Below are 25,652 nucleotides of genomic sequence, written 5' to 3'. Positions count from 1 at the left end.
GGCATGGGCGTCGACCTGAATCTGCTCCGCACGTTCCTCGCGATCCTGGAGACCGGATCAGTCACCTCCGCCGCCGCGGATCTGAAGCTCACCCAGCCGACGGTGTCGCACGCGCTCGGTCGCCTTCGTCGCCAGCTCGGGGATCCCCTGTTCGTGCGACACGGCACCGGACTCACCCCGACGCCGCGGGCGCGCGAGCTCGCGCCCGTCGTCCGGGCGTCGCTGAACGATCTCGATGACGCGCTCACCGCGCACCACAGCTTCGATCCGGCGACCACTCAGCGCGCCTTCCGCCTGTGCCTGTCGGATGTCGGCGAGGCCTCGTTCCTGCCCGCCGTGCTGCGGGCGATGGGACGGGAGGCACCCGCCGCGAGTGTCGTCGCCGTACCGACCGACATCGGCGAAGCGACGGGCTGGCTGCGCCGTGGCGACGTCGAGGCGGCGGTGGCATCCGTGCCCCTGAACGTCGCGGGGGTGCACACGATCCTGCCCGGCGAACGCTACGTCGCCCTGATGTCTCCGACCATCGCGCCCCGGCAGAAGCGGCTCTCGCTTGCGCAGCTCGCGTCCGGGCGCCACGTCGTCGTGGACGGCCGCGTCGGACATGAACAGCTCGACACGGCGCTGGACGCACTCGGCGTGCAGCGGCAGGTCGCGCTGCGGGTGCGGCACTTCTCCGTCCTGCCGCAGCTCGTCGCCGGCGACGGACTCATGACGGTGCTCCCGGCACAGATGGCCGAAACCGTCGCGTCCGCCTGGGGACTGGTGACCCGAGAACTGCCGGTCGGGGTGCCGACCTACGACGTCAACCTCTACTGGGATCCGGAGGTCACCGGTCCGGTCGGCCCTCGGGCCTGGTTCGTGGACCTGGTCCGGACCGCGCTGACCGGACTGACACCGACGAGCCCCGTCCCGAACGCGTGAGCGCGGTCGCGGCGGAGCTCGTGACGGACGTCGTCAGGACTCGACGTTCTCCGCGGCCTCATCTCGCGCGTGCAGCGCTGCGGCCGTGGTGGCGGCCGGCTTCGGGATGAACGCGACGAAGACGAAGCCGATCACGGCCACGATCGCGAAGAAGTAGAAGCCCCCGGGGTAGGCGAGGTTCGCCGCGACGAGCGAGCCGGTGATCCACGGACCGACGATCGCGCCCAGCCGTCCGACACCCGAGGTGAAGCCCATGGCGGTCGCGACGAGCGATCGTGGGTAGAGATAACCGACGAACGCGTACACGAGCACCTGCGCGCAGAAGACGAACACACCGGTCAGAAGGATGACCGTGTTCAGCAGGAACACCTCACTGAACTTGATGCTGAGAAGTGCGAGGAAGAGCGCCGATGCAGCGAACCACACGAGCGTCGTGCCCTTGATGCCCTTCGCGTCGCCGATGCGCCCGCCGACGAGGAGGCCGATGATGGCGCCGACGTTCAGCACGAACAGCATCACGAGCGAGCTGGACACGCTGTAGCCGGCGGTCGCCATGATCTTCGGCATCCAGGTGTTCAGACCGTAGACGAGCAGCAGCCCCATGAACGCACCGACCCAGAGACCGATCGTGATCCGCGCGCGGCCGTCCGTGAACAGGTCACGGATGCCGTACTTGCGCGCCGGCGCAGCCGGCGTCGCGACGACCGCGGCGCGCGTCTCGGGGAGCTTGAACCACATCAGCGGCAGGGAGATCAGGCCGAGCACTCCGCCGAGGTAGAACAGCCACGGCCAGTGCTCGTGTGCCCAGAGCGCCGCGAGCGAAGCGAGCACCGCGCCGGCGTGATAGCCGGTCATAGTGATCGTGGACGCGTTGGCACGGCGGCCTCCCGGCGCCGACTCCTGCATCATCGTCACGGCGACCGGCATGCAGCCGCCCAGGCCGAGGCCGGCGAGGAAGCGCACGAGTCCCATCAGCGCGACGTTCGGCATCAGCGGGAACAGCAGCGTGAAGACCGAGAACACGCCGATGCAGATCATCAGCGGGACACGGCGGCCGAAGCGATCCGCGACGGGGCCGATGAGAACGGCACCGACCGCGACCCCCACAAGGGAGATCGTCGAGACGAAGGTCATGTCGGCGACCGTCACGCCGAGATGCGACGTCGCCGGATCCGTCAGGATCGGGATCGTCGCCCCCAGGGCGACGATGTCGAAGCCCTCGAACATGACCGTGAGCCAACACAGGGCGACGATCCAGGCACGAGACGTTGTGCGCATGGGTACTCCTGGCAGGTAGCCGCGGAACGCGGGTCCGCGGAGGATGCGGACCCTGCGAGTATTCACCGGGCACCGGGGCGCCGTCCAATAGATGAGGAGGCATCCCGGTATGGTCGCTGCGCATACCGCGGCCCCGGGCCCGACCGGCCTGCCGGGTATCGCCCGGTCACGTGACCGCATCCCCAGAGCCGTCGAGGTGGCATGCACTGACCACCTCGACGGCTCTGATCAGATGCCGGCGAGCATCGCGATGGCCTGTTCGCGCATCTCCACCTTGCGAATCTTGCCCGTCACGGTCATGGGGAACGACTCGACGACGTGGACGTACCGAGGGACCTTGAAGTGCGTCAGCTTGCCTGCGGCGAATTCCCTGATGTCGTCGACGCTGAGGGGGGCTGCCCCGGCGCGCATGATCACCCACGCCATGAGCTCCTCACCGTACTTGTCGTCGGGCACACCGATCACCTGCACGTCGGCGATGTTCGGGTGCCGGTAAAGGAACTCTTCGATCTCCCGCGGATAGATGTTCTCGCCACCGCGAATGACCATGTCCTTGAGGCGGCCGATGATCTCGAGACGGCTGTTCGCGTCCATGCGGGCGATGTCGCCGGTGTGCATCCAGCGCGCGGCGTCGATGACCTCCGCCGTCTTCTCTGCATCGTCCCAGTACCCGAGCATGACCGAGTAGCCGCGCGTGCACAGCTCGCCGGGCTCGCCGACGGGCACGACGTGGCCGTCCTGGTCCACGATCTTGACCTCGAGGTGCGGCATCACTCGGCCGATCGTCTGCGTGCGCGCGGCGATGTCGTCGGTGGCGGACGTCATCGTGGAGACCGGCGAGGTCTCGGTCATCCCGTAACAGATGGCGACTTCCGTCATGTGCATCTCGGCGATCACGCGCTCCATCACCTCGACCGGGCACGTCGAGCCCGCCATGATCCCCGTGCGCAATGAGCTGAGGTCGAAGGTCGAGAACGAATCCAACGCCAGCTCTGCGATGAACATCGTCGGGACACCGTAGAGCGAAGTGCAGCGCTCAGCCTGCACCGCCTCGAGCGTCGCGGCAGCCTCGAAGACGGGGGCCGGCAAGACGATCGCGGCACCGTGTGTGTGCGCGCCGAGGATGCCCATCACCATGCCGAAGCAGTGGTACAGCGGCACCGGCAGACACACCCGGTCCGCCTCGGTGTAGGAGATGCCCTCTCCGACGAAGAAGCCGTTGTTGACGATGTTGTGGTGCGTGAGCGTCGCACCCTTCGGGAACCCCGTGGTTCCCGATGTGTACTGGATGTTGATCGGGTCATCGAAACCCAGGGGCACGTCCGGACCGCGGAAGGGCTGATCGTCGGCTGCGGCCATCAGCTCGCCCCACTGCGCGCTTCCGATGTACAGCACGTCGGCGAACCCGATCTCCTCGACCATGGCGCGATAGTCGCTGGAGCGGAATCGCTCAGCGCTCACCAGGAGGGACATCCCCGACTGCTTGACGACGTAGTCGAGCTCGTGCGTCCGATAGGCGGGGTTCACATTGACGAGGATGGCGCCGAGCATCGCGGTCGCGTACTGCGTGAACACCCACTCCGCACCGTTCGGCGACCAGATGCCGACCCGATCCCCGGCACGGATGCCGAGCTGTTGCAGGCCGATCGCGAGCTTCTCCGCTTCACGATGCAGCTGGGTGAACGTCCACCGGCGTCCGGTGAACGTCTCGACCAGAGCCTCCCGGTCGCCGAAACGGGCGGTGACGTCGTCGAGCACCTCGCCGATGGTCCGGCCGAGCAGCTGAACGGTACTGGCCCCGGAGGTGTAGGAAATCTGAGCTTCATTGCGCATGGGTAGAGACTGCCCCCAGCCGCGCGCGTGAACTACCCCCATTGGGGGGACTTTCGGTCAGGACCCCAGGGATGCGCCCGCGTCGACGGGATGACGTGCGCGCGGCACTGGATCAGTGAGTCGAATCCGCCATGGGAGAACTGAAGAGGACTCAGACCGAGGAAAATATGGCGGAGACGGAGGGATTTGAACCCTCGGTCCCCGTGAGGGGACTCCACCTTAGCAGGGTGGTGCACTAGGCCAGACTATGCGACGTCTCCGTGAGCTCCGCAGGCGGAACGCACTCCGCAATACTAACGGACTCCGGACGCCTCCGCGAACGCGTGGGCTCAGCGGACGTTGCCGTTGGAGCAGGTGCTCTCCGCGGCCGTCGTGCCGGTCACGGTGGACGGCAACTCCGGACGCCTCCGCGAACGCGTGGGCTCAGCGGACGTTGCCGTTGGAGCAGGTGCTCTCCGCGGCCGTCGTGCCGGTCACGGTGGACGGCAACGCGACGGAGTCCGGGGACGTGGGGGTGGGGGTGGGAGTCGGCGTCGACTCCTCGGCCGTTCCGCCGTCGGACGTGGCCGGTGCCACTGTCCCGCTGCCCGTGCCGCCCTCGGTGACCACTCCGGAGCCGGCGTCGCCGGTCAGCTGCAGGGACTTGTTGGCCGCGAGCGCGTCGAAGAGCACCTTCGCGCTGTCGTAGTCGGGATCCACACGGTTCGGGTCGTACGGGTCATCGACGACGGGGTACTGGACGAAGACGATGTCCGAGAACTTCACGTCCTTCGCCGCCATCGCCATCTGCACGAGCGTGTACGGGTTCGTCATGCTCTTGGACGGATCGATCGCGGACAGCGCGACGTTGGCGAGCTTCAGCAGCGTGACCGGGTTGGACAGGACCTCGCTGCTCATCAGCTTCTTCGCCAACCGCGACATGTACTGCTGCTGGTTGCTGATGCGGCCGAGATCACCGCCGTTGCCGACGCCGTGACGGGTGCGCAGGAACTGCAGAGCGTCCAACCCCTTGATGGTGCGATTGCCGGCCGGCCAGTCGATGCCGGTGTCCGGGTCGTCGATGCCGTTCGCGAGACACACCTCGACGCCGCCGATCGCGTCGGTCATCTCGATCACGCCACCCCAGTTGATGGAAGCCGCGTACTGGATGTCGATCCCGGCGAGATGCTCGATGGTCGCCACCGTGCACGCGAGGCCGCCGCTGTTGAACGCCGAGTTCAACATCGCCCGATCAGTCGCCGCGACGGAGGAACCGTCCGAGGCGGTGCACTCCGGAATCGGGACCATGAGATCGCGGGGGAAGCTGACCACCGTGATGCGGCGCGGGGCCGCCGAGATGTGCACCAGGAGGTTCACGTCACTGCGCGCACCGTCTTCAGCCAGACCCGGCACGCACCGATCAGCGAAGTATTTCGCGTACTGCGGCTCACAGACGTCCGTGCCGGCGATGAGGATGTTCGCGCCACCCTGCAGCTGCCCGATGTCCGGGGGAAGCTCGTCCTCGCCGCCGAGCGTCACCGCGTTGGCCGTATAGGTGCTGGTCAGTTCATAGACGACGAAACCGACCACACCGAGCGTCGCCACCAGAACGGAGGCCACCGCGATGGAGAGCACCTTGAGCAGCTGAGCGATGGGACGCTGGCTGGTCAGGCGCGCGTGCCGCGCGAGGGTACGACGCGAGTCGTGACCGGCCTTCCCCATCGTCCCTGTTCCTCTCGGCTGTTCGTCCCGGACCCACCGGTCCGGGACGGCGCCAACGGAAACCCGCGGAGGGTGTGGGATTCGAACCCACGGGACATTGCTGCCCACTGGTTTTCAAGACCAGGTCCATCGGCCGCTCGGACAACCCTCCCAGTCACACCGAAATGCGCTGATCCGGCGAGTCTATCCGACGGACCATTGTGCCTCCGCCCGCTGGGGAGACCCTGGGCGGTGTCGAAGGAGACGCTTAGCGTCGCTCAGTCCTCGCCGAGCGCGATCCGCCGGATCACGTGGGCGACCCCGCCCCGCTCGACGTCCATCGTCACGATGCTGGCCGCGCTGCGCACTTCGTCCGGGGCCTGGCCCATCGCGACGGCCGTGCCGCCGTTCTCCCGGGCCCAGGAGAACATCCCGAGGTCGTTGCGTCCGTCGCCGATGACGATCGTGTCCGCCGGGTCCTGCCCCATCTGCTCGGCGACCAGAGCCAGTCCCGTTCCCTTGTCGACGCCCTGCGGAGCGATGTCCAGCCAGGCCGTCCACCCGATCGCGTAGGAGACCTGGTTCAGTCCGATGTCGGCGATGAGCTGCACGAAATCGGCCTCATCGTGCTCGGGAGAGATGACCACGACACGGGAGACCTCCTGTGCGGAGAGGTCATCGAAGCTCACCTGGTAGCCCTGGTCGACGTTCCAGTGCTCCATCTCCTCGGTGAACAGCCGCGTGCCGTCACCGAGTTCGACCATGTAGTGCGCCTGCGGCAGATGCTCGCGCAACAGGCTGAGCGCCGGAGTGGGGTCGAACGTCTCGGTGTGGAAGCGACTGTACCCTTCGTCGTCGCGGCGGTACACGGTGGCACCGTTCGCGGAGACGACGAACTCGGGCGCGATGTCGAGCAGGTCCAGCACCGGAGCGGTCGCCCGCCAACTGCGGCCGGTGGCCAGCGTGACGACGTGTCCGGCCGCGACCGCGTCGCGGACGGCCTCGACGACGTCCGGGCTGGGCGTGCCGTCCTCCAGCAGGACGGTGCCGTCCACGTCGAGCGCGATCAGCTGGCGCCGCGCCGCGTTCGGTCGCGTCACGCCACGGGCTCCATGACCTCGAGTCCGCCGAGGTAGGGACGCAGCACCTCCGGAACGAGCACCGAGCCGTCCGCGCGCTGATGCGTCTCCAGCAGCGCGACGATCCAGCGCGTGGTGGCCAGCGTGCCGTTCAGCGTGGCGACCGGCGTGGTCTTCTTCCCGTCCGGACGGTACCGGATGTCGAGGCGACGCGCCTGGTAGGTGGTGCAGTTCGAGGTGGACGTCAGCTCGCGGTACCGCTCCTGCGTCGGCACCCAGGCCTCGACGTCGAACTTGCGCGCGGCCGACGAACCGAGGTCGCCGGCTGCGGTGTCGATCACGCGGTAGGCCAGTCCGAGGTCCTGCATCATGCGCTCCTGCATGGCCAGGAGCCGCTCGTGCTCGGCCGGCGCCTCTTCGGGGGTGGTGTAGACGAACATCTCCAGCTTGTTGAACTGGTGCACGCGGATGATGCCGCGGGTGTCCTTGCCGTAGGACCCGGCCTCGCTGCGATAGCAGGTGGACCACCCGGCGTAGCGCTTCGCACCCGGCTCGAGGTCGAGGATCTCGTCCATGTGGTAGCCGGCGAGCGGCACCTCGCTGGTGCCGACGAGGTACAGGTCCTCACGGTCCAGGTGGTAGACCTCATCGCTGTGCTCGCCGAGGAAGCCGGTGCCGGCCATCACCTCGGGACGGACCATGGTCGGCACGATCATCGGGGTGAACCCCGACTCGAGCGCGCGGCTGAGCGCGAGGTTCATCAGCGCGATCTCCAGACGCGCGCCGATACCGGTGAGGAAGTAGAACCGCGAGCCGGACACCTTCGTGCCGCGCTCCATGTCGATCGCGGCGAGCTTCTCGCCGAGCTCGAGGTGGTCGCGGGCGGGGAAGTCGAACGTCGGCACCGTACCGACCTCGCGCAGGACGATGTAGTCGTCCTCCCCGCCGGCCGGAACGCCGTCCGCGACGATGTTCTCGATCCGGCCGAAGGCGGTCGCGGCGGTCGCCTCCGCCTCGGTCACCCGAGCCTGAGCCGCCTTGACGCGGTCGGAGAGATCCTTCGCCTGGGCGACCAGGGCGGGCTTGTCCTCTTTGGGCGCCTGCGCGACGGTCTTGCCGAACGCGTTCTGCTGCGCGCGGAGGTCCTCGAACTCGGTGATGGCGGTGCGTCGGTCGCGATCCGCGTCCAGGGCGGCGTCCACGGACTCCGGAGAGTTGCCTCGGGCCAGCTGCGAGCGGCGGACGACATCGGGATTTTCGCGGAGGAGAACGGGATCGATCACCCGCCCCAGTGTAGTCGGGCCGGACTGTCCTCCCCCTGCGTACGGCGGTCCCCGCACTGCCGCGCGCAGGGGCGGGCTCCGCCGCGCTCTCAGGCCCTAGGCTTGCCGCATGATCGGACCGACCGCGAACGCCACCCGCGTCGCGGCCCTGATCTACAACCCGGTGAAGGTCGACGGACCGGACCTCCGGGCCGCGGTCCAAGCCGCCGCCCACCGCGCCGGGTGGGCGCATCCCCACTTCTTCGAAACGACGGTCGAGGATCCCGGCCAGGCGCTCGCGCGACAGGCGCTCGCGGAGGGCGTCGACGTCGTCCTGGTCGCCGGCGGCGACGGCCCCGTCCGGGCCGTCGCCGAGGCGATGATCTCCTCCGATGTGCCGCTGACGATCATCCCGAGCGGCACCGGAAACCTTCTCGCCCGCAATCTCGGCCTCCCCCTGACGACGACCGACGCCCTGGTCGCGGCAGCCTTCACCGGGGTGGACCGGTCCATCGACATCGGCCTGGCCGAGGTCACCCGCGCCGATGGAACGCACGAGGAGCACGCGTTCGTGGTGATGGCCGGGATGGGTCTGGACGCCGCGATGATCCAGAACACCTCGCCGACGCTGAAGCGCTCGGTCGGGTGGGTCGCCTACATCGACGGCGCGGCCCGGTCCCTGCCGACCGCCCGTCCGTTTCGGATGATGTTCCAGGTCGGGCAGGAGCACCTGCGAACGACGCGCGCACACAGCATCCTGTGGGCGAACTGCGGCGAGCTGCCCGCCCGGATCACCCTGGTACCGGACGCGTCGATCGCCGACGGCCTGCTCGATGTCGCCCTCTTCCAGCCGCGACGCTGGTGGGAGTGGGTCGCGGTCTGGCGCACCGTGTGGTGGCGCAACTCGGTGCTGCGGCGGACGAAGGCCGGGCGCCGGATCGCCGAGCGGTTGGCCGGGACCGGCGCGGTGAGGTACTACCAGGGAGAATCGCTGGAGGCAGCCGTGACCGAGGCGCAGCCGATCGAATTCGACGGCGATGAGCTCGGCCACGCCGTGCGCATGCGGGGTCGGGTCGTGCCGGGCGGCCTCCGCGTCCGTCTCCCCGCCGCGAGCGCCGCCGCTCGCTGAGCGAGGGGACGGGCGGCACCCCCGATCGGCGCCGCCCGTCCTGATGACGGACCGACCCGGGTCTCATCCGTCATCCTGGTGCCCGGCTGCCCGCGGCCCTCCGTGTCGTCGGGCAGGGGCACCGTCTCCGCACGGCGTGCGCGACAGGAGCGCGACATCCGAGCGGACGCGTCACCTCCCGGAACGCATCTCCCCGACCGCGATATGGATGCGATCGGGGAGCTGCGTCGAGAAGCCGGGGGGCATCACACGCCCAGTCTCACATCCGCGGAGGCGTCCCCATCGGTCGTGTCGGGCGAATGCGGTAGGAGCACAGAACCACTGCGTACGCCTCCCCGACCCGTGCCGTACCGAGCCCCCGTCACTTCGTCGCGTCCAGCGGCTGCAGGGTGACCGGAGACCCACCGGATGTCGTCGAACCGGCCAGAGTGAGCTTCGCGTCGTGCGCGACATCCGGTGCGTCGATCAGCGTCACCCGGGGCGCGAGGTCCATCGTGCAGGCCGTGTCAGCCGGCGGGTCCTTCAGCGTGAGGACACCGTCGGCCACGGCGCCGCCCGTGGGCGCGCAGCTGGAGGAGCCGTAGGTCAGCACCGCCAGGGTGTGCGGCCCGACCCACGAGGCCGCCGGCTCCGGGGCGATGCTCCGGTCCTCCGGAATGACTTCCCCACCCGCAAGACCGGACAGCGTGACGTCGGTCTTGCCCTCCGGCGTCACGATCGTGACGGCGAGGTCCTTCGTGGTGTCCACCCCGGCGGGAACTCCGAGGACATACTTCTGCGCAGCGGTGGTCGGGGCGCACGAAGCGCCGGATTTCGCTGCGAAGGTGACGGTCAGTTTCTGCGTGCCCGCCACGATGTCGCCGATGTGCAGCGGACACGAGCCCGCGGGCAGGATGACCACCATCGAGGTGGTGGTGAGCCAGGAGACCTGCACCTGGTCGACCGACACCGTCACCGAAGAGGTGCTCGGAGTCGAGGTGGGATCCGGTGTGGTGCCGCCGGTTGCCGAGCCCGCGCCGCCGGCGATCGGTGTCGCACAACCGACCAGGGCCACAGCGGCCGCGGCGAGGATGAGGGGCAGAGTGCGTCGTCGGAGGTTCATACCCGAGAAGTGTGCGCAGCGCCCGAATCGTCTCACACCCGGCTCAGGCGCGGACCCGAGTCACTGCAGCGCGGAGGTCAGACGCGCCAGGTTGTCCAGCACGGTGGAGCGCAGGGGCTGCTTCTCCCACTCCTGCATCGTCAGCTCCCGGCTGAGGTCGCGGTACTTCTCCATGACCTCGCGCATCTCATCGACGAAACCGGCGTCGCGCACCAGCAGGGAGATCTCGAGGTTCAGACCGAACGAGCGCATGTCCATGTTGCTCGAGCCGATGACCGAGACGTCGTCGTCGATCGTGAAGCCCTTGGTGTGCAGGATGTACGGCTTGCGGTACAGCCAGATCCGCACGCCGGCCCTCAGCAGCGCTTCGTAATAGCTGCGCTGCGCGTGCCACACCATCGCCTGATCGCCGATCTCCGACACGAACAGCTCGACCGCGACGCCCCGCTGGACCGCGGACGTGATCGCGAGCAGGAGCGCCTCGTCCGGGATGAAGTACGGGCTGATGATGTCGATGCGGTGCTGGGCGGCATAGAGCAGGGCGACGAACAGCCGCAGGTTGTTCTCGACCTCGAACCCGGGGCCGGACGGCACCACCTGACAGTCCAGGTCTCCGGTCTCACTCGCCTGCGCGATGGCGGGGCCGCCGTCCACGACGAGCTCGTCCGTCTCGCTGAACCAGTCGGTGAGGAACACCGCCTCGACGGAGGACACCACGGGTCCTTCCAGGCGCACCATGAGGTCGACCCAGTGCAGGCCGCGCTTGATGTTCTTCTTCAGGTTGTAGCTGGAGTCGGTCACGTTCTGCGAGCCCATGTAGGCCACCTCGCCGTCGATCACCAGCAGCTTGCGGTGATTGCGCAGGTCCGGACGCTGCATCTTGCCCTTGAGCGGTTGCATGGGCAGCATCAGGTGCCACTTCGCGCCCATCTCGTCGAGCCGTCGCAGGGTGCGCCGGTAGTTCGGCTTCCAGCGGTTCGCCCAGTGATCCAGCAGCACCCGGACGGTGATGCCGCGGGCGACCGCATCCGCCATCGCTTGGAAGAGCCGTGCCGTGGAGGAGTCGAGCTGGAAGATGTAGAACTCGATGTGGACGTAGGTCTTCGCCGTGTCGATGGCGGCGGCCATCTCGTCCAGGCTCAGCTGGTACTCATCGATCAGGTGCGCGTCGTTGTGGGCGAGCAAGGGCATGGCGCCGAGACGGCGGTTCATCCGCACGAGCGAAGTGAACCATTCCGGCTGCCCCTCACGCGGAGCGCCGTCCACGAGGTGGACGCTGGCGTCCCGGATGTACTCGTTGACCAGTTCCTGCTTGCGACGACGCGCGCGCGGCAGTCGCGGGTTGCCGATGATGAGGAAGAGGAAGACGCCGAAGTAGGGGATGAAGTAGATCGCCAGCAGCCAGGCCATGGCGGCCGTGGGGCGGCGGTTGCGCGGAACGATGATGATCGCGGCGATACGGATCGCGAGGTCCACGAGAACGGCCAGGACCACCCAGAATGTGACCTCCACCGGCCCTCCCCTCATTCACGCCAGACTAGTGCGCCCCCAACGCCGCGCGACGAACCGACGGGCGCTCAGCCCTCCGGATCGGAGGCGGCGGTGAGCCCGCGCTTGGCGCGTTCCTCCGCCTCGATGCGCGCGTACGTCCGGCGCTCGGTACGGTCAGCGCGATTGATGCCTCGCAGCACCAGGAAGAAGACCACCAGCACGGCTGCCGTCGGAAGAATCGACCAGAACGCCGCGATCCAGAAATCCATTCCCTCATGCTACGCCGCCTCCCTGGGGTTCCACCTCCCCGTTCCTCCCCAGCGCCCCCGTCGCTCACCGATGCATGCGTGACGCGCGACGCATCGCCCGGCTTTGCGAGCGTGGCGGAATGACCACGATCATCCGCGCCGCTTCCGCCGCCGACTTCCTCTCCCTGATCCCCCACCTCGCGGGGTACACCCCCCGCCGCAGCGTCGTGCTGGTGCCGTTCCACGACCGTCGCACGGTCGGGCTGCTGCGTTTCGATCTGCCTCCGGCGCGATCGGATGCCTTCGCGGCGACCGCGATCGGCACGGTCTGTCGCATCGAGGACGCGGACGCGGTCGCGATCGTCGTGTACACCGACGACGCCCTTCGTGATGAGACCGGAGCGCCCACCGGGGTGGACCTCATCGCGGCGTTGCGGGGCCGCGCAGTCGCCTGCGGCTTGGAGATCCGTGATGCGCTGGTGGTCGCGCGGGACGGATGGCGCCGCGATGGCGCGGGTCCCGGCGACGAGGGCGCACTCACCGACATCCGGCAGGTCCGCGCCACGTTGCCCGCCCCGGTGGCATCCCAGGCGGCCGGGACTCGACTGCCGCGCACCGGTGCTCAGCGACGCGACGCCGTGCGTGCCGCGCTGATCGCGCTGGAGGACACCCTGGTGGTCCTCCAGCGCGGCGGGCACGGGCGACGTGGCGCGGTCGACGGCGCGGACCCCGAGGCACTGACCGCGCTGACCGCCCTGGATGAGACGGGCGTGCTCTGGGAAGAACTGCTGGAGGCCGATCCGGCCACGATCGAGCCGCACCGGCTCGCGCTCCTGCTGTGGAGCCTGGCCCTGCCGGGACTCCGCGACGTCGCCCTCGCGCACTGGTGTCACGGCCCCGCTGCGGGTCGACGGGCGTGGGATGCGCAGCTGCAGTGGGAGGACGATCGCACCTATCCGACGGAGGAGCTCTTCCTGGCCGGAGAGGGCCCGCGTCCGAATCCGGAACGGCTGGAGCGCGCGCTCGCTCTGGTTCGACACGGGGCCGCAGCGACGTCCGGACGATATCGCGCGGCCGCGCTCGCCTGCGCGGCCTGGCTGTCGTGGGCCCTGGGCCGCGGCACCCATGCCGACGCGTACGCACGCGGGGCCCAGCGCTGCGACGCGAACCACGGACTCGCACGCATCGTTCGCGATCTCGCGACCGCCGGTCACCTCCCGGCCTGGGCCTTCCTCGCGCCCGCGGAGTGAGGTCATCCCTCCGCGGGCGACGGCCTACGATCGTGGGATGAGCGACTCCCCGACCCGACCGGTCGCGCGACCCGGTGGTGTCTACTTCGTCGGTCGGGCCGTACTGCGTCCCCTGTTCGCGATTCTGTTCCGCGCCCGACGGACCGGGCGGACCGCCCTCCCCCGCACCGGCGCCGTCCTGCTCGCCGCCAACCACCTGTCCGGGTGGGACACGGTGTTCATCCCGGTCGCGGCCTCCCGTCCGGTGCAGTTCCTGACCAAGTCGAGCTTCTTCACCGGGACCGGGCTGCGCGGCCGCGTCTCGCGATGGTTCTTCACCTCGATCGGCGCGGTTCCGGTGCTGCGCACCGCCGGTCACGCCGCGCAGGCCGCGCTCGATGCCGGGCGCGACATCCTCCGCTCCGGCAGCGTCTTCGCCGTGTTCCCGGAGGGCACACGATCGCGGGACGGACGGCTGTACCGCGGCAAGACCGGTGCCGCGTGGATGGCTCTGGAGACCGGCGCCACGGTGGTTCCGGTCGGCGTCATCGGCACGGACCGGCTGGTGCCATTCGGGTGGCTCCTCGGCCGCGGCCGCCCCGAAGTGCGCTTCGGCGCCCCCCTGGATCTGTCCGACCTCGCGGACCTCCCCACCGGCCGCGCACGACGCCTCGCGACGGAACGCATCATGGACGCGATCGCCGCCCTGACCGGTCAGGACCGCGCGGACTCGACGAACGCCTCCAGCGCGGACGCCTGAGACTCCGGGTTACTTCACCAGCGGGAAGAGGATCGTCTCGCGGATGCCGAGGCCGGTGATCGCCATCAGCAGGCGGTCGATGCCCATGCCCATGCCACCGGTCGGCGGCATGGCGTGCTCGAGCGCGCGCAGGAACTCCTCGTCGACGTTCATCGCCTCGACGTCGCCCTTCGCGGCGAGCTTCGCCTGCTCGATGAAGCGTTCGCGCTGGATGACGGGGTCGATGAGCTCGGAGTAGCCGGTGCCGAGTTCGAAGCCGCGGATGTAGAGGTCCCACTTCTCCACGACGCCTGGGATCGTCCGGTGCTCGCGCACGAGCGGCGAGGTGTCGACCGGGAAGTCCATCACGAACGTCGGGCGCACAAGGTCGCCCTTGACGAAGTGCTCCCAGAGCTCTTCGACGTACTTGCCGTGCGTGGCGACCTTCTCCGGGACCTCGACGCCCTCCTTGTCGGCGAGCTCCTTCAGATCCGCGACCGGGGTCTGCGGGGTGATCGCGACGCCGGCGGCGGCGGAGAGCGAGTCGTACATCGAGATGCGGTCCCACTGGCCACCGAGGTCGTACTCGGTGCCATCGGCCCAGGTCACCACGGTCGATCCCGAGACGGCGACGGCGGCGTTCTGCACCATCTCCTGGGTGAGGTCGGCGATGCCGTTGTAGTCGCTGTAGGCCATGTAGGCCTCGAGCATCGCGAACTCCGGGCTGTGGGTGGAGTCTGCGCCCTCGTTGCGGAAGTTGCGGTTGATCTCGAACACGCGCTCGAGACCACCGACGACCGCGCGCTTGAGGTACAGCTCGGGAGCGATGCGGAGGTACAGCTCGGTGTCGAAGGCGTTCGAGTGGGTCACGAACGGACGGGCCGACGCGCCACCGTGCTGCACCTGCAGCATCGGGGTCTCGACCTCGACGAAGTCATGGTTCGCGAAGGTCTGTCGCAGGCTCGCGTTGACCTTGGCGCGGGCGATGACGTTCTCGCGGGCCTTGTCGCGCACGATCAGGTCGAGGAAGCGGCTGCGGACGCGCGTCTCCTCGTTCAGCTCGGAGTACATGTTCGGCAGCGGCAGGACGGCCTTCGCCGCGATCTGCCACTCGGTGACCATGATGGACAGCTCACCGCGACGGGAGGAGATCACCTCACCGGAGACGAAGACGTGGTCACCCAGGTCGACGAGTTCCTTCCACGCCGCGAGCGAGTCCTCGCCGACGTTCGCCAGCGAGACCATCGCCTGGATGCGCGCACCCTCACCGGACTGCAGCGTCGCGAAGCACAGCTTGCCGGTGTTGCGGCTGAACACGATGCGTCCGGCGACGCCGGCGGTGACGCCCGTCTCGGCACCGGCCTCGAGCTCGCCGTACTCGGCGCGCAGGGCACCGATCGTCGTCGTCACCGGCACGGACACCGGGTACGCCCCGCCGGCGGGAGACGTGCGCTCCTCGATCAGCTTCGCGCGCTTGGCCAGGCGGACGGCCTTCTGCTCGAAGACCTCCTCCTCGGTCGGTTCATCAGGCGCGGCGGACGGGGTTTCAGACATCTGGGGGCTCCTCGGAAAAAGTCCAGACCAGTCTACCGAGCCGTCGCGGCGGCACTGACGCCACCGATCCGGACCGGCCTTCAGCGACCCGACCGCGTCCGGCGTCAGACCAGGCCATCCAGGTCCGGATCGGTCCGGCCTGCCTCGGTGAGGGCTCGGTCCACCGTGGAACGGGCGAGCGCGGAGAGGTATCCGCCGGGATTCTCGATCCCGATGTCGCGCAGGAGGTCCGCGGACTGCCGGACCACCGCGGCGGAGAAGGTCGCGATCGTCGCGACGGCCTCCGCGTACGCCGGCCGGTCCTCCTCCGCGATGATGACGGGCTCGCATCCCATCTCGACGGCCAGCGCCTGCGCGATCGGCTGCACCGGACCGGGTGCGGTCACCGCGGCGTAGGAGCCGGGGAGTTGGCGCAGGTCGATACTGGTTCCGGTGAAGGTGATCGCCGGATGCACTGCCAGCGGGATGATCCCGAGCGCGCGAGCCGGGGCGAACACCTCGACACCGAACGCCGGGTCCGTGTGCATCACGAGCTGACCCATCTGCCAGGCGTTCACCGACGCGAGGCCGGAGATCAGCCCGGACAGCTCGGCGGTGGGCACAGCGATGATGACGAGCTCACTGCGGCGGGCGACCTCGACCGCGTCCAGGTGCGGAACGTCGGGGAGCATCGCCGCCACCCGGTCCGGATCGCTCCCGGGGGTGATGCCGACGATGGCGTGTCCGGCACCGGCGAGGGCGGCCGCCACGACCGGTCCCACCTGTCCGGCACCGATCACGCCGATGCCGAGCCGTCCGTCCCGCGTCACAGGCGTTCCTCCGGGTCGTTCCCCGGGACATCGGACTCGAACCCGAGCGAGGCCAGGAGCTCATCGTCCACCGGGTCGGGCGCCGGTGCAGCCGCGCTCGTCACGGGCGGCTCCGGCTGCGGCAGGGCCGGCGGGGTCAGGGGCGGGGGGGGGGGGGGCCGGGGGCGCCGGGCGGGCGGCGCGCGCCGGGGGCCCCGCCCCGGCGGGGGCGGGCCGGACGCAGCCGGGGGCGCGACGGGCACAGCCGGGGGCGCGACGGGCACAGCCGGGGGCGCGGGAGCCGGGGCATGCGAGACCGAAGGAGGTGCGGGCGCGAATCCTCCATCGGCGGGCACGGGCGCGAATCCTTCGGCGGGTGCGGGCACACCGATCGCGATCGACTCCGGGCCCCACTGCGGCGCCGGAACCGGATCCCCTTCCGCCCAGCGGTGCGAACGGTCATCGCGCGCGGCATCGAGCGCGGCCCGTTCGACGTCCGCGAACAGCCGTTGCGCATCGTCGCGCGCCAGACCCTCGATGTCGCCGCGAACGACACCGGGGATGACGTGCGCTTGCAGCGACGCCAGCCGGGTCAAGCGCGCGAGCCACCCCTGCCTGATTCCGGTGCTCTGGATCCGCGCGAGCGGGATCAGGGCGAGGCGGTGCCAGAGCAGTCCGCGGCGCAGCAGGAGGAAATTCGGCGTCAGCAGCGCGCCGTTGCGGCGCCACATCAGCGGGTGCACCCACCAGGCGCGGCCCGGCGACGTGGTGAACGGGTCGCCCGGGCGCGGGCCGTTGACCCCCTGGTCGAGCATGCCCTCGAGGTCAGCCGGGTGGACCGTCGGGAAGACCAGCCCGAGCACTCGGACGACGTCGGCGCGCGTACCCACCGGCAGAAGCGTCGTGAAGGGATCGTTCTGGCCCTGGGCGGTGGCGCTCTTGCCGTTCATCCGGTTGATCCGCAGCGAGTACCAGCCGAACGGTCGCCACGCGATGGACTGCGTGACCTCGGCGGCGTGGATGCGGCCGGGCGGGATGATCTCGGTGATCGTCGTGGTCAGACCGAACGTCACCCGCAGACCGTCCGGCGTCGGCGCGATCGAGTAGCGCAGGACCTTCATCAGCGACTTGATGTAGAACGCACCGAAAGCGAAGATCGCCGGGATCAGACCCACGAGGAGGAACGGCTCGAAGAACGCGCCGATGATCATGCCGACGACGTAGATCAGGAGGATCACCGTGGACGGGCTGACCAGGTGGGACGCGAGCATGCGCCCGAACGGGATGTGCACGACGCTCGCCGGCTCGGCGACCGGGTCCTCGGCCCCGAGCACCAGCCCGGTCGCACCGTCCGCGAAGTCCTGCAGGAGGTGCTCGGTGCGCGCGGTCAGCGTCGCCCGCTGAGCCGGCGGCACGCCGTTCGCGGCGTCGATCGCCGCCGCTCGGGCCTGCTTGAGCCCGGACGCGCGACGCAGGATGTCGGTGCGGACCTTCTCCGCGTTGCGGGTGCTGAGGTACTCCAGCGGCACGTTCGCGTCCGCACCTGCGCCGACGACTTCGAGCTTGGCCAGCCCCACGAGGCGCGCGACGAACGGACGCGTGAGGTTCACGCCCTGCACCCGGTCCAGCGGTGCACGCCGCTGCGAGCGGAAGATCACACCCTTGCGGACTTCGACGTCCGTCGCGGTGATGCGGAAGGTGTGGAAGCGCCAGCTCAGGAACATCACACCGACCACGATGAGCACGACCACGAGGACCGCGACGATCGCGAGGAAGACCAGGTTGTTCGCGACGATCCAGTCCAGGGGGTCGCCCTCGCCGCTGTAACCGCGGGCCTGCTCAGGAAGGAAGATGTCGATCAGCCGCTCGCGGAGGTTCGCGATCAGGTAACCGATGACCACCAGCAGGACCAGTCCGCCCTTCAGCAGCGGGGTGGCCGGGTGCATCCGGTGCCATTCGCCGTCGCTGAGGTCGGTCGTCGGTGTCGGCTGGAGAGCGCGCGGGCCGGCCGGACCGGAGAAACCGGGCCCGGTCGGCGGCGGGGAAGCGGGGAAGCTCACAGGCCCGTCCGTCGCGACTCGGCGACCGCGATGAGCGTGTCACGCAGCTGTTCCGCGCCGGCCTGGGTCAGCCCGGGGATCGTCGCGCCGGAGGATGCCGCGGCGGTCACGAGCTTGAGCTGCGCGATGCCGAAACCACGATCGAGCGGACCATGGGTGACGTCGACGAGCTGCATGCGGCCGTAGGGCACCGCGACCATGCGCTGCCAGAGAATCCCGCGGCGGAAGACGATGTCGTCCTCGCGGAGCATGTAGCCGTAAGCGCGAGCCTGGCGCGGCAGGATGATGAGCGTCCACAGCAGCGCGACCACGATGATCACGCCCGGAATGAGCGCCCACCACTGCCCGAAGCCGAGCCACAGCACGAGCGCCGCGGCGAGGACGACGAGCAGAAGCGCGCCCTCGCTGATGAACTGCACGATGACGTAGTTCTTCGAGATCTGGTGCCAGCGGCCGTCCAGTTCCAGACGGTTCGGGCTGTGGGGCTCCTTCAGGCGCGGGTACGTGCCCGCGTCCAGCACGTCAGTGGTGGGCTGGGGCTTCGGGTCCGTCGAGTCCGCTGGGATCGTCATCGTCATCCTTCGGCAGGGTGCAGAAATATTCAGCCACCAGGGCCGCCACCACCAGCACGACGCTGGCGACGAGGGACACGATGATGACTGCGATCGAGCCTACCCGGGGCTGCACCGGACGGGTCAGTACGAAGATCAACAGGCCACCGGCGAACCCGCCGAGGACGGCGCCGAGCATGCTCGACGCGCGCGCGAGAACGGCCGTGCGCAACGCGCGGAACGGATCGACCCGCGGAGCATCCGGGTTCCGGACGGATCGTCTGATCGGCCACGCGAACAGCAGCACCGCCGCGGCGATCACGACCTGAGCGATGGGGAGCAGCCAATCCGGGAGGAAGGTGGGGCGAGCCATCGTGGTCAGCACCAGGTCGATGCCGAAGCCCACGCCGAGGCCCAAGACCACCGCGATCAGCAGCACACCGACGGTCGTCCGCTTCACGAGCGCAGCTCCGCCAGCAGATCGGCGACGCGCCCGTACCCCGGCAGGACGGCGTCCGGATCGATCTGCAGCCAGGGTTCCAGGACGAAGTCACGCTCGTGCGCCCGGGGATGCGGGAGGGTCAAGCGCGGATCGTCGCTGCGCAGGTCTCCGTACGCCACGATGTCGAGGTCCAGCGTCCGGTCCCCCCAGCGCTCACGGCGCTCGCGGCCGTGCTCGGTCTCGATGCGGTGGAGGTAGCCGAGCAGCACCGTGGGCGCGAGGCGGGTCCGGACCAGGGCGACCGCGTTCAGATACTCCGGCTTGCTCGGGTCCGGACCCGCCAGGGTCACGGCGACGGACCGGACGACCGGGGACAGCACCACCTCGTCCACCAGCGGAAGCCGACGGATCTCATCGGCCGCGGCCTCGAGCGTTCCGGCTCGGTCCCCCAGGTTCGAGCCGAGCGCGACGACGGCGACGGACGGTTCGCGCGGCGGACGAGCATCCGGCTCGGGCATCGGCGGGAAGCGCTGCATCTTCACGATCGACTCCGGTGGATCGTGACCGAGACGTCGGTGAAGGTGCGCTCGATCGGGGCGTGCGGCTTGTGCACGGTGACGGACGCGTCGTGCACGCGCGGGTCGGTCAGTGCCGCGTCCGCCAAGCGTGCGGCGAGGGTCTCGATGAGCGCGACCGGCTCCCCCGCGACGATCTCGGCCAGCGCGTCGGCGAGTTCGCCGTAGTGCACCGTGTCGGTGACGTCGTCACTGGCCGCCGCGGGACGCAGGTCGAGCCGTAGCGTCACGTCAATCGTGAACTCCTGGCCCTGCTCGCGCTCGAAGTCGAACACTCCGTGCCGTCCGAAGACGGTGAGGCCGGTCAGCGTGATCTCATCCACGCTCATCACCCTGCCATGCCGTACGGACGGCGAGCGCGTCGCGCGTCGCCCCGACGTCGTGCACGCGCACCGCCCAGGCCCCGGCGTCGGCGGCCAGCACGCTGGTCACCGCCGTCGCGAGGTCCCGGCGTTCGCGCGATGCGTCCTCCCCGAGCACCGGGGTGAGGAACCGCTTGCGGCTGGTCCCGATGAGCACCGGGTGGCCGAGCGCGACGATCTCGGCGAGATCCCGCAGCAGCTCCCAGCTCTGCTCCGCGGTCTTGGCGAAGCCGATCCCCGGGTCGATCACGATCCGCTCCGTGGAGATGCCGGCGGCCACCGCCGCGGCGACCCGGTCGGCCAGTTCCTGGGCGACCTCCCGGCCGATCTGGTCATATTCCGCGCGGGCGTACATGTCCGCGGACGGACCACGCCAATGTCCGATCACGATGGCCGCCGCGGTTTCCGCGACCGCGGCGAACATGTCCGGGTCCGCCAGCCCCCCGGCGACGTCGTTGACGTAGCGGGCTCCCGCGGCGACCGCGGCGACCGCGGTGTCGGCGTTCATCGTGTCGATCGAGACCACGGCTCCCTCGGCGACGAGCGCCTCGATCACCGGGAGCACCCGCGCACGCTCGACGGCGAGCGGCACCCGCTCCGAGCCCGGTCGCGTCGACTCCCCGCCGATATCGAGCACGTGGGCGCCGGCCGCACGCAGAGCTCGAGCGTGCGCGAGGCCCGTCGTGGGATCCGGGTGGTCGCCACCGTCGCTGAACGAGTCCGGCGTCACGTTGACGATGCCCCAGATCGCCGTCACGCGCTCTCCTGGTCTCCGGACCCGATCAGCGCCACGATCTCGCTGCGCGCCGCCGGTTCGGCGAGCGTCCCGCGCGCCGCGATGGTGACGGTCGAGGCGATCGGCTGCCGCCCGCCGCGCGTGGTCACGCACTGGTGGCGCGCGTCCAGCACGATCAGGACGCCCTTGGCGTCCAGGGCCGTCGCGATCGTGTCGGCGATCTGCTCGCCGAGGCGTTCCTGCACCTGCGGCCGGGCGGCCAGCACGTCCACGACCTTCGGCAGCGCGCCGAGACCGACGACCTTCTCGCCGGGCAGGTAGGCGATGTGCGCACGTCCCTGGAAGGGCAGCAGATGGTGCTCGCAGACGGAGCGGAACAGCACGTCCCGCAGGATCACCGCACCGCTCGGCTCAGTCTCCGGCGCCGGACCGTGGGAGACGCTGATGGTGTGCGCGAGCGGGGCCGCGGGGTCCTCGCCGACGCCGGCGAAGAACTCCGCCCACGTCGTGGCGACGCGCTCGGGGGTGCCGGTCAGGCCGGGGCGATGCGGGTCCTCCCCGATCGCCTCGATCAGTTCGCGGACGAGCGCCGCGATCCGCGGCCGATCGACAGCCACGCGATCACGCCGTCGCGGGACGCGGGTGTCCGGTCGCGGGACGCTGCTTGCCGGCGTCCGGCGCGGTGGCCGACGGGGCGGCGGCGGCGCGGGCGGCCGCCGCGACGTGCTCCGGAACCTGGATCGGCGGCAGCGCGGAGACCGGGCGTCCGTCGCTGGAGAGCCACTGCGGGCGCTCGGGCAGCTTGCGGACGTCGCGGAAGATCTCCTCCAACTGGAGGTGATCCAGGGTCTCCTTCTCCAGCAGCTCGAGCGCCAGGCGGTCCAGGATGTCGCGGTTCGCGTTGATGACCTCGTAGGCCTCGTTGTGCGCCTGCTCGATGAGATCGCGGACCTCGCGGTCGATGCGCTCGGCGAGCTTGTCGGAGTAGTCGCGGTCGTGGCCCATGTCGCGGCCGTAGAACATCTCGCCGGAGCCGGAACCGAGTTTGACCGGTCCGACGTCGGTGGTCATGCCGTACTCGGTGACCATCTTGCGGGCGATGCCGGTGGCCTTCTCGATGTCGTTCGATGCACCCGTGGTCGGGTCGTGGAAGACGATCTCCTCGGCCACGCGGCCGCCCATCGCGTAGGCGAGCTGGTCCTGCAGTTCGTTGCGCGTGACGGAGTACTTGTCATCCACCGGCAGCACCATCGTGTAGCCCAGGGCCTTGCCGCGCGGCAGGATCGTGATCTTGGTCACCGGGTCGGTGTGGTTCATCGCCGCCGCCGCGAGCGCGTGTCCGCCCTCGTGGTACGCCGTGATGAGCTTCTCCTTCTCGTTCATCACGCGGGTGCGGCGCTGCGGACCGGCGATGACGCGGTCGATCGCCTCATCCAGCGCCCGGTTGTCGATCAGCTGCGCGTTGGAGCGCGCGGTCAGCAGCGCGGCCTCGTTCAGCACATTGGCGAGGTCGGCACCGGTGAATCCGGGGGTCTTGCGGGCGACGACCTCAAGGTCGACGGAGTCCGCGAGCGGCTTGCCACGGCCGTGCACCTGCAGGATCTGCAGACGGCCCTTGAGGTCCGGGGCGTCCACGCCGATCTGACGGTCGAAGCGGCCCGGACGCAGCAGGGCGGGGTCGAGGATGTCGGGGCGGTTCGTCGCCGCGATGACGATGACGTTCGCTTTCGGGTCGAAGCCGTCCATCTCGACGAGCATCTGGTTCAGCGTCTGCTCGCGCTCGTCGTGGCCGCCGCCCATGCCGGCGCCGCGGTGCCGGCCGACGGCGTCGATCTCGTCGATGAAGATGATGGCCGGAGCGTTCTCCTTGGCCTGGGTGAACAGGTCACGGACGCGGCTCGCGCCGACGCCGACGAACATCTCGACGAAGTCCGATCCGGAGATCGAGTAGAAGGGCACTCCGGCCTCGCCGGCGACAGCGCGGGCGAGCAGGGTCTTACCGGTTCCGGGAGGGCCGTACAGCAGCACGCCCTTCGGGATGCGGGCGCCGAGCGCCTGGAACTTCGCGGGCTCCTTGAGGAAGTCCTTGATCTCCTCGAGCTCCTCGATCGCCTCATCCGCCCCGGCGACGTCATTGAACGTGACGGTCGGGGTGTCCTTGGTCACGAGCTTGGCGCGGGACTTGCCGAACTGCATCACCTTGCCGCCGCCGCCCTGGGCCGAGGAGAGCAGGAACCAGAACAGCAGACCGAGCAGCAGCATCGGGATCAGCAGCGAGAGCAGACTTCCCCACCAGTTGCCCTGCGGCACGACGTCCTCGTAGCCGTCCTTCGGGTTGGCCGCGTCAATCGCGGTCACGACCTGCTCGGCACGTGCGCTGACGTAGTAGAACTGCACCGAGGTGGAGCCCTTGTAGGCCTTGGACAGCTGCATGTCGACGCGGTTGTCGCCGTCGGTGTTGGTGACCTCGGAGACGGTGTTGCCCTTGAGGAGTTCGAGACCCTCCTGGACGGTGATCTGCTTGGCGCCGCCGAGGGACGAGATCAGCCCGAATCCGGCCAGCAGCAGCACGCCGATGAGCAGCACGTACATCAGCGGATTGCGTGTGAGCTTCTTGAAGTCCATGGTGCGGGGCGGCCCCCGTTGCCCTTCTGTCGACAGAGACGTCTCGCGACGTCGCCCCTCAGGGTATCGCGGCCCACCTTTGCCCTCCCTGGTATTCGCCCACGGCGTACCCGTGCCCGGGCTACGGATTCGCCGGACCCGATACCGTCGACCGTGATGTCCGATCACCTGAACTTCGACGCCGTCGCGGACGCCTACGAAGCCGGACGCCCGCCGTACCCGCCGCGAATCTGGGAGCTGCTGCGTGAGGCGGGGCTGCTGCGCACCGGCGACCGAGCATGGGACCTCGGCGCCGGCACCGGGCTGGCGACGCGCGAACTGGTCTCCGCCGGAATGCACGTGACGGCCGTGGAACCGGGACCGGTCCTCGCCGCGCGACTGCGGGAGCGATTCCCGGAAGCTCAGGTGCACACCGCGCGTGCCGAGGACGTCCCTCTTGAGCCCGCGTCCGTGGACCTCGCGCTGGCGGCGACGTCGGTGCACTGGTTGGATCTGAACCGTCTCCTGCCGAAGCTGCGCACGGCCCTGACACCGGACGGGGCATTCGCTGTGGTCCACAATCGCTACGGTGACCCGGAGTGGCGGACCCCGTTCCGGGCGGAGGTCGCCCGCATCGCGGCGCGGCAGACCCGGGCGACCCCGCAGCGGTCCACGCCCAGCGATGCGGAGGGCGTGACGGCCGCGGTCCTCGGCACCGGCCTGTGGGATCTCGACCGCGCCGAGTCAGTGACGTGGACCGTCGAGCTGGACGCGGCGCAGGTCCGCGACCTGTTCACGAGTTTCAGCGACTGGTCCGCACCCGACGCTGCGGCTGTGGCGGCCGTCGCGGAGCGCCTGGGCCCGGTCACCGAGCGCTACAGCACCTGGCTCCGCGTCTTCCGCCCCGCCTGACCTCCGCTGAGCCGGATTCGTCAGCGGGAGGTGTCCCGGGCCGCGCGGAGGACGGCGGCGGCGCCGATCAGGACGAAGACGAGCAGCCATGCCGTGGCGGCGAGCAGCAGTCCGGCGCACAGCAGCCCCGGCACGATGCCCTCCGCGCCGAGGACGAGCACGATGACACTGGCCACGAGTGCGGCCACAGACCCGATGAGGCCGCCGAGCGCCGCGGTCCGCGTCGCGGGGGCCGCGGCCGCCTGCGCCGGGTACCAGGCCTCATCCGAGGACAGCGTGAGGGGCGTCCGGATCCCAGCGAGCTGATTGCGCGGCAGAGTTCCGGCCGCGGAGCGTCGCGCCAGCCACAGCATCAGCAGAGCGCCGACGCCGATGACGATCGCGCCGGCGAGCGCTCCCCATGCGCCTTCCACGGCGTCAGCTGTAGACGTGCGGGGCCAGGACGGCGACGTCGCGCAGGTTGCGGTAGCTCTCGTCGTAGTCGAGGCCGTAGCCGACGACGAACTCGTTCGGGATGTCGAAGCCGACGTACTTGCAGTCGATCTCGACCTTGGCGGCCTCCGGCTTGCGCAGCAGCGCCAGCACCTCGACCGAGGCGGCGCCGCGGGAGGCGAAGTTCTCCAGCAGCCACGACAGCGTGAGGCCGGAGTCGATGATGTCCTCGACGATCAGGACGTGCTTGTCGTGGATGTCGGTGTCGAGGTCCTTGCGGATCTGCACGACGCCGCTGGACTTCGTGGATGCACCGTAGGAGGACACCGCCATGAAGTCGATCGGGGCGAGGATCGGCAGGGCCCGGATGAAGTCGCTCATCACCATGATCGCGCCCTTGAGGACACCGACCAGCACGAGATCCTTGCCCGCGTAGTCCACTGCGACCTGCTGCGCGATCTCGCGCAGCTTGGCGTGGATCTCCTCCTCGGTGACGAGGACGTCGGTCAGGTGGTCAGCGATATCAGCGGCACGCATGAGGTCAATTCTAGGTCGCTTCGCCGGCGGGTCCTCGCGCGCCCGGTTGTGGCCGACCGCATTTTTCCGGCACAGTTGCACTGCGGCTCGCGTTCCCGCGCGGCG

25 protein-coding genes and 2 tRNA genes are annotated in these 25,652 nt (G+C 69.6%); 5 read left to right on the top strand and 22 right to left on the bottom strand.

Translation table 11 applies throughout. The annotated features are described in order from the left end of the window. Positions 1-3 precede the first annotated feature (3 nt). Complete coding sequence (locus BN1193_RS17740) at positions 4-924, top strand: LysR family transcriptional regulator (protein ID WP_040168264.1); 921 nt, start codon at positions 4-6, stop codon at positions 922-924. Positions 925-957: 33 nt separating this feature from the next. Here BN1193_RS17740 and BN1193_RS17735 read toward each other — a convergent pair whose 3' ends face one another. The 7 genes from BN1193_RS17735 to serS all read right to left on the bottom strand — a co-directional run bounded on the left by BN1193_RS17735 (position 958) and on the right by serS (position 8,077). Continuing rightward, entirely contained in the window at positions 958-2,202 is a 1,245-nt protein-coding gene (locus tag BN1193_RS17735) for an MFS transporter (RefSeq protein WP_052460942.1), read from the bottom strand. A gap of 228 nt (positions 2,203-2,430) precedes the next feature. Beyond that, the gene (locus BN1193_RS17730; RefSeq protein WP_040168261.1) at positions 2,431-4,035 is read right to left on the bottom strand and encodes an AMP-binding protein; all 1,605 of its coding nucleotides are present in this window, start codon (positions 4,033-4,035) and stop codon (positions 2,431-2,433) included. A 168-nt stretch (positions 4,036-4,203) separates the two neighbouring features. Further along, a tRNA-Ser gene (locus tag BN1193_RS17725) sits at positions 4,204-4,295 on the bottom strand. 163 nt (positions 4,296-4,458) lie between these two features. Further along, the gene (locus tag BN1193_RS17720) at positions 4,459-5,736 is read right to left on the bottom strand and encodes an LCP family protein (RefSeq protein ID WP_040168259.1); all 1,278 of its coding nucleotides are present in this window, start codon (positions 5,734-5,736) and stop codon (positions 4,459-4,461) included. A 66-nt stretch (positions 5,737-5,802) separates the two neighbouring features. Beyond that, a tRNA-Ser gene (locus tag BN1193_RS17715) sits at positions 5,803-5,887 on the bottom strand. Between the two features lie 106 nt (positions 5,888-5,993). Next, positions 5,994-6,815: a Cof-type HAD-IIB family hydrolase gene (locus tag BN1193_RS17710; RefSeq protein WP_040168258.1), complete on the bottom strand. Its 822-nt coding sequence runs from the start codon at positions 6,813-6,815 to the stop codon at positions 5,994-5,996. Then, positions 6,812-8,077 carry a serine--tRNA ligase gene (gene serS, locus BN1193_RS17705; RefSeq protein ID WP_040168257.1) on the bottom strand — a complete coding sequence of 422 codons (1,266 nt, stop codon included), beginning with the start codon at positions 8,075-8,077 and terminating at the stop codon, positions 6,812-6,814. Before serS ends, BN1193_RS17710 begins: the two co-directional genes overlap by 4 nt. 109 nt (positions 8,078-8,186) lie before the next feature. Here serS and BN1193_RS17700 point away from each other — a divergent pair, with 109 nt between their 5' ends. Continuing rightward, entirely contained in the window at positions 8,187-9,185 is a 999-nt protein-coding gene (locus BN1193_RS17700; RefSeq protein WP_040168256.1) for a diacylglycerol/lipid kinase family protein, read from the top strand. Positions 9,186-9,546: 361 nt separating this feature from the next. On the opposite strand, the gene BN1193_RS17695 is transcribed toward BN1193_RS17700, so the two are convergent. Genes BN1193_RS17695 through BN1193_RS17685 form a run of 3 tightly spaced genes read right to left on the bottom strand, consistent with a single transcriptional unit; the run spans position 9,547 to position 12,047 of the window. After that, positions 9,547-10,287 carry a hypothetical protein gene (locus BN1193_RS17695; protein ID WP_040168255.1) on the bottom strand — a complete coding sequence of 247 codons (741 nt, stop codon included), beginning with the start codon at positions 10,285-10,287 and terminating at the stop codon, positions 9,547-9,549. A 60-nt stretch (positions 10,288-10,347) separates the two neighbouring features. Continuing rightward, complete coding sequence (cls, locus tag BN1193_RS17690; RefSeq protein WP_040168254.1) at positions 10,348-11,814, bottom strand: cardiolipin synthase; 1,467 nt, start codon at positions 11,812-11,814, stop codon at positions 10,348-10,350. Between the two features lie 50 nt (positions 11,815-11,864). Next, on the bottom strand, positions 11,865-12,047 hold the full coding sequence (locus BN1193_RS17685) for a hypothetical protein (protein ID WP_040168252.1): 183 nt from the start codon (positions 12,045-12,047) through the stop codon (positions 11,865-11,867). A gap of 119 nt (positions 12,048-12,166) precedes the next feature. On the opposite strand from BN1193_RS17685, the gene BN1193_RS17680 reads away from it, so the two are divergent. Both BN1193_RS17680 and BN1193_RS17675 read left to right on the top strand, forming a co-directional pair. Continuing rightward, positions 12,167-13,276 carry a DUF4192 family protein gene (locus BN1193_RS17680; protein ID WP_040168251.1) on the top strand — a complete coding sequence of 370 codons (1,110 nt, stop codon included), beginning with the start codon at positions 12,167-12,169 and terminating at the stop codon, positions 13,274-13,276. A 37-nt stretch (positions 13,277-13,313) separates the two neighbouring features. Then, positions 13,314-14,015: a lysophospholipid acyltransferase family protein gene (locus tag BN1193_RS17675; RefSeq protein WP_040168250.1), complete on the top strand. Its 702-nt coding sequence runs from the start codon at positions 13,314-13,316 to the stop codon at positions 14,013-14,015. Between the two features lie 9 nt (positions 14,016-14,024). Here the strand turns inward: BN1193_RS17675 and lysS are convergent, their stop codons facing one another. The 10 genes from lysS to ftsH form a co-directional block, all read right to left on the bottom strand. Next, on the bottom strand, positions 14,025-15,548 hold the full coding sequence (gene lysS / locus BN1193_RS17670) for a lysine--tRNA ligase (protein ID WP_040168248.1): 1,524 nt from the start codon (positions 15,546-15,548) through the stop codon (positions 14,025-14,027). A 104-nt stretch (positions 15,549-15,652) separates the two neighbouring features. Beyond that, the gene (locus BN1193_RS17665) at positions 15,653-16,357 is read right to left on the bottom strand and encodes a DUF2520 domain-containing protein (protein ID WP_040168246.1); all 705 of its coding nucleotides are present in this window, start codon (positions 16,355-16,357) and stop codon (positions 15,653-15,655) included. Then, positions 16,354-18,396: a PH domain-containing protein gene (locus tag BN1193_RS17660; RefSeq protein WP_230206547.1), complete on the bottom strand. Its 2,043-nt coding sequence runs from the start codon at positions 18,394-18,396 to the stop codon at positions 16,354-16,356. The genes BN1193_RS17665 and BN1193_RS17660 overlap by 4 nt, the downstream gene beginning before the upstream one ends. Next, positions 18,393-18,974, bottom strand: a complete 582-nt coding sequence (locus tag BN1193_RS17655) for a PH domain-containing protein (protein ID WP_094770613.1) — start codon at positions 18,972-18,974, stop codon at positions 18,393-18,395. The genes BN1193_RS17660 and BN1193_RS17655 overlap by 4 nt, the downstream gene beginning before the upstream one ends. After that, positions 18,919-19,407, bottom strand: a complete 489-nt coding sequence (locus tag BN1193_RS17650) for a DUF3180 domain-containing protein (RefSeq protein ID WP_040168244.1) — start codon at positions 19,405-19,407, stop codon at positions 18,919-18,921. Before BN1193_RS17650 ends, BN1193_RS17655 begins: the two co-directional genes overlap by 56 nt. Continuing rightward, entirely contained in the window at positions 19,404-19,925 is a 522-nt protein-coding gene (gene folK / locus BN1193_RS17645; protein WP_040168580.1) for a 2-amino-4-hydroxy-6-hydroxymethyldihydropteridine diphosphokinase, read from the bottom strand. Before folK ends, BN1193_RS17650 begins: the two co-directional genes overlap by 4 nt. Before the next feature lie 2 nt (positions 19,926-19,927). Beyond that, positions 19,928-20,293 (bottom strand): dihydroneopterin aldolase, encoded by a 366-nt coding sequence (folB, locus tag BN1193_RS17640; protein WP_040168242.1) that lies wholly within the window; start codon positions 20,291-20,293, stop codon positions 19,928-19,930. Beyond that, on the bottom strand, positions 20,280-21,083 hold the full coding sequence (gene folP / locus BN1193_RS17635; RefSeq protein WP_040168241.1) for a dihydropteroate synthase: 804 nt from the start codon (positions 21,081-21,083) through the stop codon (positions 20,280-20,282). The genes folB and folP overlap by 14 nt, the downstream gene beginning before the upstream one ends. Further along, positions 21,080-21,679: a GTP cyclohydrolase I gene (gene folE / locus BN1193_RS17630; protein WP_040168239.1), complete on the bottom strand. Its 600-nt coding sequence runs from the start codon at positions 21,677-21,679 to the stop codon at positions 21,080-21,082. The genes folP and folE overlap by 4 nt, the downstream gene beginning before the upstream one ends. Positions 21,680-21,683: 4 nt before the next feature. Further along, positions 21,684-23,687, bottom strand: a complete 2,004-nt coding sequence (gene ftsH / locus BN1193_RS17625) for an ATP-dependent zinc metalloprotease FtsH (protein WP_040168237.1) — start codon at positions 23,685-23,687, stop codon at positions 21,684-21,686. A 156-nt stretch (positions 23,688-23,843) separates the two neighbouring features. Here ftsH and BN1193_RS17620 point away from each other — a divergent pair, with 156 nt between their 5' ends. After that, the gene (locus BN1193_RS17620; RefSeq protein ID WP_040168236.1) at positions 23,844-24,578 is read left to right on the top strand and encodes a class I SAM-dependent methyltransferase; all 735 of its coding nucleotides are present in this window, start codon (positions 23,844-23,846) and stop codon (positions 24,576-24,578) included. A 20-nt stretch (positions 24,579-24,598) separates the two neighbouring features. Here the strand turns inward: BN1193_RS17620 and BN1193_RS17615 are convergent, their stop codons facing one another. Both BN1193_RS17615 and hpt read right to left on the bottom strand, forming a co-directional pair. Next, positions 24,599-24,991 (bottom strand): SdpI family protein, encoded by a 393-nt coding sequence (locus BN1193_RS17615; protein ID WP_052460940.1) that lies wholly within the window; start codon positions 24,989-24,991, stop codon positions 24,599-24,601. 4 nt (positions 24,992-24,995) lie between these two features. Next, a complete protein-coding gene (hpt, locus tag BN1193_RS17610) occupies positions 24,996-25,547 on the bottom strand; it encodes a hypoxanthine phosphoribosyltransferase (RefSeq protein WP_040168235.1) in 552 nt (183 codons plus the stop codon). Positions 25,548-25,652 lie beyond the last annotated feature (105 nt).

This window comes from Microbacterium gorillae (assembly GCF_000826185.2).
Classification (GTDB): domain Bacteria; phylum Actinomycetota; class Actinomycetes; order Actinomycetales; family Microbacteriaceae; genus Microbacterium; species Microbacterium gorillae.
Note: the sequence above shows the minus strand (reverse complement) of the source record. Positions and strands in the feature narration are given on the sequence as shown.